The organism is Frankia sp. CgJB1, assembly GCF_977947065.1.
Genome location: NZ_CDWTNB010000030.1, coordinates 1 through 7622 on the forward strand (window position 1 = coordinate 1; position 7622 = coordinate 7622).

A 7622-nucleotide genomic window follows, 5' to 3' on the forward strand; every position below is an offset into this window, starting at 1 on the left:
CACTGCTTCCGACCTGAAATATCATTTACGGGCTGCCGGGCAAGACCGACGAAGACTACGTGGCGATGGCAGACCTGGTGAAGTCACTTGTCCACCTCAAGCCGCCCGGGCTGGTCCGGCTTCAGGTCCAGCGGTTCAGCCCTTACTTCGACAAACCCGCGTCCCACGGCTTGCGGCTGCTCGGTCCCGTCGCCTATTACCGCCACTTACCGCCACCTGCACTCCGTGCCGGCGGACGAGCTCGCCGGCCTGGCGTATGCGTTCGAGTACGAGCACGTGGACGGGCACGACCCCGAACAAGCGGTCGCCCCGTTGCGTGACGCGGTCGACGCCTGGGACCGCTGCTGGACGCCCGGGCGCCACCGGTCGCTTCGATACGAGAGAGGGCCGGGGTTCCTGCGTATCCGCGACCGTCGCCCCTTGCTCCCGAGCCGCGACATCTTCCTCGACGACGTCGAGGCGGAGCTCTACCTCGCCTGCCTCGACGGCGCCACCCCGTCGAGCGCGGCGGGTCGCCTGCTTCGCGACCGCGACCTTGACCTCGATCCCGACGAAGTGCGAGCCTTTTTGACCGAGATGACCGATGCTCGCCTCGTGTTCCGGGATGGCGATCGGTTCTTGGCACTGGCCTTGCCACTGACACCCGACGCCGACCCGCCGGCCCGCTCCGCCGCGGCGCGCACGAGACCTCGCCTGCGCCTGGCGACCTCGGACCGAGATGGCAACTGACGTCGTGCATCTGGTGGCCGGAGGATCGCGATGACAGCAAAGACCTTCACCCTCGGGACCCACCGCGCGGTGGCGCCGGAAGAAACCGTCCGGCGGCTGCGCGGCCAGCTCGACATCTTCGGGATCACGAGAGTAGCGGACGTCACTGGACTGGACCGGATCGGCATACCGGTGGTGACTGCCTGCCGCCCGGCCGCTTACTCGCTGGCCGTCTCGATGGGCAAGGGCGTCACGCTTGCCGCCGCCAAAGCCTCGGCAATCATGGAATCCGTCGAGCTGTGGCACGCCGAACGGGCGAGTGTGCCGACCGTGTGGGGACCCGCCTGCGACCTTGCGCCGCGCCACCAGATAGCCGATTGGTCTGGCCTGGCTCGGGCAACCGGAGCGAATTTTGCGACCACGACACCGACGACGTGGGTGGCGGCCGCCTCGCTCGTCGACGGCACTGCGGCGCTTGTCCCGTTCGAGGTAGTGCACACCGACGGTCGAGTTCAGGAACCGCCAGGTAGCGGCTGGTTCAGCTGTACCTCGAACGGTCTGTCGTCGGGCAACAACGGCTTCGAAGCCAAGCTTCACGCACTCTGCGAGCTGATCGAACGCGATGCGATCACTATGTGGCGGCTTACCGGCGACGTCACCACGACCACCATCGATCTTGGCAGCGTCACCGACCCGGTCGGCAGGTCACTGCTTGAGCGCTTCGACGAGGCTGGGATCGCTGTGATGCTCCACGACGCGACGAGCGATGTCGGCGTCGCCACTGTGGAGTGCACAGTCTTCGAGCCAGACGCCGACGACCAGGATCTCACGGTCTACGCCACGAGTGGCATGGGATGCCATCCCAGTCGAGACATCGCGCTGTGCCGTGCCGTCACCGAAGCGGCGCAGAGCCGTCTCACGCTCATCAGCGGCGTACGCGATGACATGTTCCGCGCCCGCTACCGCCCGAGCTCCGCTGCCGCCGAGCAGGCGCGACTGCTGCGAGAGCGCTGGCGGGCGTCGTTGCGCGGCGGCCGCGACGTCAGCGACCTCCCCGACCTCTCGACGAGCACGCTCGAGCGCGACCTGGAAGCCGTGGTGAGTGCGCTCGTCACCCGAGGCTTCGACCCTTGGTGGGTTGACCTCAGCCGGCCGGACACCGGCGTTGCGGTCGGCCGCGCGGTTGTTCCAGGTCTCGAGCCGCCCAGTGACGTGTCGGGGTACAGGCCGGGTGCTCGCGCTCGCGCCGCTGTCGAGGGCGTCGTCGGTTGACCGGGCCAGTGACTGGGCCATTGCCAGTCGTCTTCCTCGGCCCGACACTCGGCATCGACGACGCTCGCGCCGTTCTGGACGCCGAGTTCCTGCCGCCTGTTCAGCTCGGGGACGTGTGGCGGATCAGCCAGGAGAGACCGCCCACGATCGGGATCATCGACGGCTACTTCCACCAAGTGCCGGCAGTGTGGCACAAGGAGATCCTGTACGCCCTAGCGCTCGGGATCCGGGTCTACGGGTCGTCGAGCATGGGAGCGCTACGCGGCGCCGAGCTGGCGCCCTTCGGCATGGTCGCCGTCGGTGACATCGCTGCGGGATATTGCTCCGGTGAGCTGACCTCGGACGACGAGGTGGCCCTTGTGCATGCAACGAGCAAGCACGGCTTTCGGCCGCTTTCGGAGCCCCTGGTGAACGTGCGAGCGACCGTAGCTGCCGCGACGGCGCAGGGCGTGGTCTCTCGCATGACCGGAGAGCTCGTCGTTCAGACCGCACGTTCGTTGTTTTATGCTGACCGCCGGTGGGAGCACCTGCTGAACCTGGTGCCGTGCCCCCCCGAACAGCTCGAGGCGTTGCGCGCGTGGCTGCCGCAAGGCCGAGTCGATCAGAAGCGGGCCGACGCAGTGGCCATGCTCGAACGGATGCGCGACGACCTCATGCCGTCGAGTAGCGAAACGACCTCGCCCGCTGCGACTGAATTTACCCCCACCGTGCTCTGGAACGAAGTCGTGCGGCAGGAGACGCCCATCGCCAGCATCCTTGACGAGTTCCTCTTGGCCGTTCCGTTGGCACACACTGTGGCTGAGGGTATTGCGCGCGCGTCGTCCGGCGAATGGGTCGACTGGGTAGCGCTCCTTTCGGCTGAACCCGACTGGCCCGAGTGCTGCCGCCGAGCAAGGCGGAAACGGCAGGTGTGGACTCAGTCCACCGACGATGATCAGAGCAACGCCGACAAGCTCCTTGCCTGGTTCTTCGGCGAGCGTCTGGGGTGGCCAGACGACCTCGGCGCCTTTCTCCGCGAGCGTGCTTGGACGGACGTCAACCGCGTCACCGAGGTCGCCGCCCGCGAAGCCGCTTTCCTCGCCGCCCGGTAGTCACGCCCGAAAATCGCCTCTGCCAGTTTGTGCAACCAGAAACCTTACAGATCCGTGCAAGATCCGACTTCCTCCACCGAGCCGTTCGTACTCGGCGGCGATCCGGGTGAAGTGTTGCTGTGTCAAGGCGGCTCAGGAAAGCGCGTTACCCTTCGCCGAGGCAGGGACCATCCATCCGAGGCTTTCGGCCCAGCGGCGGGCGCGTTCGGGTTCGTCGGCCACCCGTGGGCCCGCCGGGCCGTCGACGTAGAAACTCCGCGGACGGTCGAGGAGGGAGAAGCCGAGACGGTGCAGGCACTTTGCCGCACCGGCCGCGGCCGAACCTGCGGGACGGGGGTGACGGACCTTCGTGTCAAACGTGGCCGCTCCGGTGAGCGGTATCCCCTCGGGCGACCCACTCGGTTGCCTGGGTAGTGCCTCGAGCCACTCCCGGATCCCGATTCCCGGCGACACGACGTTGCCCTCGGTCCGCCTGGTGGCGTCGTGCCGGGTCTCGGGCCGACTCATCTCGAACGCATGGGTGGGCCCGCCGACGATGAGGAGCCTGACATCGTCGTTTAGGGCCGGGTCCGTGGTGCCGACCTCCACGAGTCCGACGTCCAACCACGTCGACAGGCCGATCGCGACGGCGTCCGCGATCACCCTGGTGTTGCCAAACGTCGATTCATACACGACGAGGGCGCGCATCTCGTCCCACTCCTTACCCGGAACCTCGTACCGGAGCCTCGTGTGGTCCCGGCCGAGGGCGACGCCCGAATACCCGCGCTGTCCCGGCCGCCGTCGGTCTGTCGGCTGCCGCCGCGAGCTCCGGTCCTCCCGGTTCTTCCGGTTCTTGCGGCCGTAGGGGTCTCCTCGGCCGTCGCGGGCGTCGACCCTCGATCCAGGTTCCAGACCAGTGTCATCCGTGGACGGCCACGCAGGGCAGGGTCGGACGGTCTGGTCAAACCGGACATTCGGCACAGTCGGCGGCTTCCCCATGGGCCGCCGCCGGAGGTCGGTCCGCGCTGCTGGGAGGCCCGGGCGGGAGGTAGGGCGGGCGTGCGATGAAACGAGCGAACGGGGTGTGAACGCGGCGTGGAGGTACTGGTCTCCGTAGCGACACCGGCCGGTGTGGTGACGAAGGTAGCGATGGTAGACAATCTCCTCACCGTACGTCGTCTAGTGGGTCGCGCAGGAGAATAGATGATCATGCCCGAGTTGCCCGAGTGGGCCGCGGGGATCGATGTCAATCGCCCGAGCGCTGCGCGGATGTACGACTACGCGCTCGGCGGATCGCACAATTTCGCGGTGGACCGGGAGGCGACGCGCGCCGCCCTCGAGATCCTCCCGGATGCCCCGCTGATCGCCAGATCGAACCGGTTGTTCCTGCACCGGGCGATGCGCTTCCTCGCTGCCGAGGCCGGGATCACACAGTTCCTGGATCTCGGCTCCGGGGCGCCGACGGTCGGTAACGTACATGAGATCGCCGAAGGGGTGAATCCGGAGGCCCGGGTCGTCTATGTCGACATCGACCCGGTCGCCGTCATCCACTCCCGGATGCTGCTCGCCGACAATCCGCGGGCCACGGTGCTGCAGGCAGATGTTCGGCAGCCCGCGTCGATCCTCGGCTCCAGCGCGGTGGCCGAGCTGCTCGATCTTTCTCAACCGATCGCCGTGCTCATGGTGACGGTTCTGCATTCCGTCCCCGACAGCGATGACCCGGCTGGCATCATCGATTCCTTCCGGGAGGCGATGGCGCCGGGCAGTTACCTGGCCATCTCGCATGTGATCGCGGACGAGCGGGCCGTAGAGATCAACCAGGCCAGCAAGGTCTACGACGAGACCCCCACCGGGGTGACCCCGCGTTCCCGTGCGGAGATCGCCGGTCTGCTCCGCGGATACGACCTCGTTGACCCGGGCCTGGTCTACCTGCCGGCCTGGCGCCCGGACGCGGCGGGCATGGGCGCCGATCCCCTCGCGGGCAACCCGGTGCGTTCCACGGTACTTGCCGCGGTCGGGCGCCGGTAGCTCGCCGTTCTTTGGCTGTTCTTGGCCTTTTATGGTTTTTTTCTGGCTATCTCTTACTTTTCTTAACTTGTATTAGTTTTTCTTCGGCTTCCGGCGCTTTTCCGGCCAGCGGCCGAGGTTTTGTCACAGGGCGGGTCAGGCCCAAGGTTCGTCATGGTCCGGTAAGAAATGCGTGCGATGAGGAGTGCGTGCGGTGAGGTCCCTGCCCCAGACGGCCCGCCAGCAGGGCGTCGCGCGCTTCGCCCAGGCTTGGGCCCGAGAGATCCTCGGCGCCAGCTACCCGGCGATCGGCCTGATCGACGTCGAGCAGCGGTTACGGGCGTTGAGCGACCGGCTCGTCGACGCCCTGCTCGCCGAACCGTTCACGGCCGACCCTGCGGCCGCGGTCGGGGCTGCCGTCGTCGAGTACACCTTCGGCGCCGCGGACGCGTTGGCCGGAACCATCGAGATCTGTGGCACCAGACTGCTCACCGACCTACGACTCGGGACGGCCGACGGGTACGGCGCCCGGCTGGCGGCGTTGCAGGGCGGCCTGGCCCAGGGATACGCCCATGCGCTGCGGGAGCGGATCCTCGCCGGGCAGGACTCGATCCATCGCGCGGCCCTGCACGCGAGCGATGCCCGCTTCCGGCTGATCTTCACCGGCTCCGCGATCGGAATCCTGATCAATGACGGAGACGGACGGATCATCGATGCCAACGACGCTTTTCTGCGGATGCTCGGAGTCGACCCGGGTCAGGTGCGGGGCAGGTCAATCGACGAGTTCGCGCATCCCGAGGACGCGGGGGAGTTCCGGGAGGCCTATGCCGCCCAGCGGACCGCCGGACCGGAGCACATCCGGATGGAGCGGCGGTTCACCGGGATCGGCGGGTCGGTGGTGTGGGCCGAGCTGACCACGTCGTGTCTGCGCGACGACGACGGGCGGTGTCGTGCGCAGCTCTCCATGATCGTGGATGTGACCGACCGGCATCTGTTGCAGAGCCAGCTGCGCCGCCAGGCGCGGCACGACCCGCTCACCGGCCTGCCGAACCGGACGGTACTCATCGAACGGGTCCACGAACTGATGGCCACGGGACCGGAACGTCGCATCGGACTGTGCTTCATCGATCTCGACGGATTCAAGATGGTGAACGACAGCCTCTGCCACGACGTCGGCGACCGGTTGCTCGTCGCCGTCACGGACCGGCTGCGTCGGGTGCTGTCCCCGGAGCAGCTCCTGGTCAGGATGGGTGGTGACGAGTTCGTGATCCTCGTCGCCGACACAGCCGGCACGGCGGACGCCGTCGCCGTCGCCGAGACCGTGCTGGCGGCGCTGGCGAGCCCGCTGCGGGTGGGTGACCACGCGCTGTCCATCGGAGCGAGCATCGGCATCGTCGAACGGCCCGTCGCCGACGGGGACTACGCCGATCTGCTGCGGGCCGCCGAGATCATGCTCTACCGGGCGAAGGCGGAGGGGAAGGGCCGCTGGGCCCTGTTCGACGCGGAGCGAGGCGTCCGGCAGGTGACCCGGCACACTCTGTCGACCATGCTGCCCCGCGCCCTCGAACAGGACCAGTTCGTCGTCGAGTACCAGCCGATCATCGCTCTCGGCGACGGTGCGGGTGCCAGGATGGCCGCCGGGGCGATGGTCGGGGTGGAGGCGCTGGTCCGCTGGCGGCATCCCGGCCTCGGTCTGCTGCCCCCCGATCTGTTTATCGGGATGGCGGAGGAGGCCGGGCAGATCGTGCCCCTCGGCCGGCGAGTGCTGGAGCTTGCCTGCCGGCAGGCGCGGCAGTGGCAGGAGTGTCATCCGCACGCCCCGTTCGTCAGCGTCAACCTGGCCGCCCGGCAGACCCGCGAGGCCGGCCTGGTGGAACAGGTCCGACGCATTCTCGACGAGACCGGGCTTTCCCCGGACCTGCTCCAGTTGGAACTTACCGAGAGCGCCTTCATGGGCACGGCCGACGAGCCGCTGCGGGTCCTGCGCGGGTTCGCCGAGATGGGCGTGCGGATCGCTATCGACGACTTCGGCACCGGTTATTCCAACCTCGCCTACCTGCGTCGGCTGCCGGTGCACACGCTCAAGCTCGCCGGACCGTTCATCGAGGGCTTCCGCTCGGCGCGGGACGCCGACCCGGGGAATGAGGAGATCGTGCAGACGCTGGTCACGTTGGCTCACACCCTGCGCCTGACGGTGACCGCCGAGGGCGTCGAGACCCTGATGCAGGCCGAGCGGTTGCGCGCGGCCGCCTGCGACAGTGCGCAGGGCTTTCTCTTCGCGCCGCCGCTGACGGCCGAGGAGATTACCCAGAGGATCCTCACCCGGTCTGCTGGCTCGGACCGATCATCTTCGAGCCCCACGCGGGCAGTGCGGGCGGCATGGGCGCGCTGATCCCGTAGGACGCGCTGACCTCTCCACCTCCAGTAGATCTTCGGCGTGGGTAGCCTTGGCTCCTCCGGGCGGGGGCTCCTCCGGGGTGGTGCGGCGGTCGGTGATCTGCGGTCGACACCCGTCGTACGCTGGGAGTTTGGAGCCGGTAGCCCCGGGAATGGGCCGCGTGTCGA

6 protein-coding genes are annotated in these 7622 nt (G+C 68.0%); 5 read left to right on the plus strand and 1 reads right to left on the minus strand.

From position 1 onward, the window contains the following. Positions 1–225: 225 nt before the first annotated feature. From AC08OT_RS05735 to AC08OT_RS05745, 3 genes are read left to right on the plus strand one after another with little or no spacing between them, the layout of a single operon-like run. Positions 226–729: a hypothetical protein gene (locus AC08OT_RS05735; RefSeq protein ID WP_476593768.1), complete on the plus strand. Its 504-nt coding sequence runs from the start codon at positions 226–228 to the stop codon at positions 727–729. A 30-nt stretch (positions 730–759) separates the two neighbouring features. Next, positions 760–1980 (plus strand): YcaO-like family protein, encoded by a 1221-nt coding sequence (locus AC08OT_RS05740; RefSeq protein ID WP_476593767.1) that lies wholly within the window; start codon positions 760–762, stop codon positions 1978–1980. Continuing rightward, complete coding sequence (locus AC08OT_RS05745; protein ID WP_476593766.1) at positions 1977–3071, plus strand: TfuA-like protein; 1095 nt, start codon at positions 1977–1979, stop codon at positions 3069–3071. The genes AC08OT_RS05740 and AC08OT_RS05745 overlap by 4 nt, the downstream gene beginning before the upstream one ends. A gap of 132 nt (positions 3072–3203) precedes the next feature. On the opposite strand, the gene AC08OT_RS05750 is transcribed toward AC08OT_RS05745, so the two are convergent. Further along, entirely contained in the window at positions 3204–3758 is a 555-nt protein-coding gene (locus AC08OT_RS05750) for a flavodoxin family protein (RefSeq protein WP_476602599.1), read from the minus strand. A 501-nt stretch (positions 3759–4259) separates the two neighbouring features. On the opposite strand from AC08OT_RS05750, the gene AC08OT_RS05755 reads away from it, so the two are divergent. Together AC08OT_RS05755 and AC08OT_RS05760 are read left to right on the plus strand one after the other, a co-directional pair. Further along, the gene (locus AC08OT_RS05755; RefSeq protein WP_476597326.1) at positions 4260–5078 is read left to right on the plus strand and encodes an SAM-dependent methyltransferase; all 819 of its coding nucleotides are present in this window, start codon (positions 4260–4262) and stop codon (positions 5076–5078) included. 193 nt (positions 5079–5271) lie between these two features. Then, positions 5272–7449 carry a putative bifunctional diguanylate cyclase/phosphodiesterase gene (locus AC08OT_RS05760; protein ID WP_476602600.1) on the plus strand — a complete coding sequence of 726 codons (2178 nt, stop codon included), beginning with the start codon at positions 5272–5274 and terminating at the stop codon, positions 7447–7449. Positions 7450–7622: the final 173 nt, after the last annotated feature.

Coding starts and splice junctions, on each gene's coding strand:
- AC08OT_RS05740 (WP_476593767.1), top strand. CDS start 760: ATGACAGCAAAGACCTTCACCCTCGGGACCCACCGCGCGGTGGCGCCG.
- AC08OT_RS05750 (WP_476602599.1), bottom strand. CDS start 3,758: ATGCGCGCCCTCGTCGTGTATGAATCGACGTTTGGCAACACCAGGGTG.
- AC08OT_RS05755 (WP_476597326.1), top strand. CDS start 4,260: ATGCCCGAGTTGCCCGAGTGGGCCGCGGGGATCGATGTCAATCGCCCG.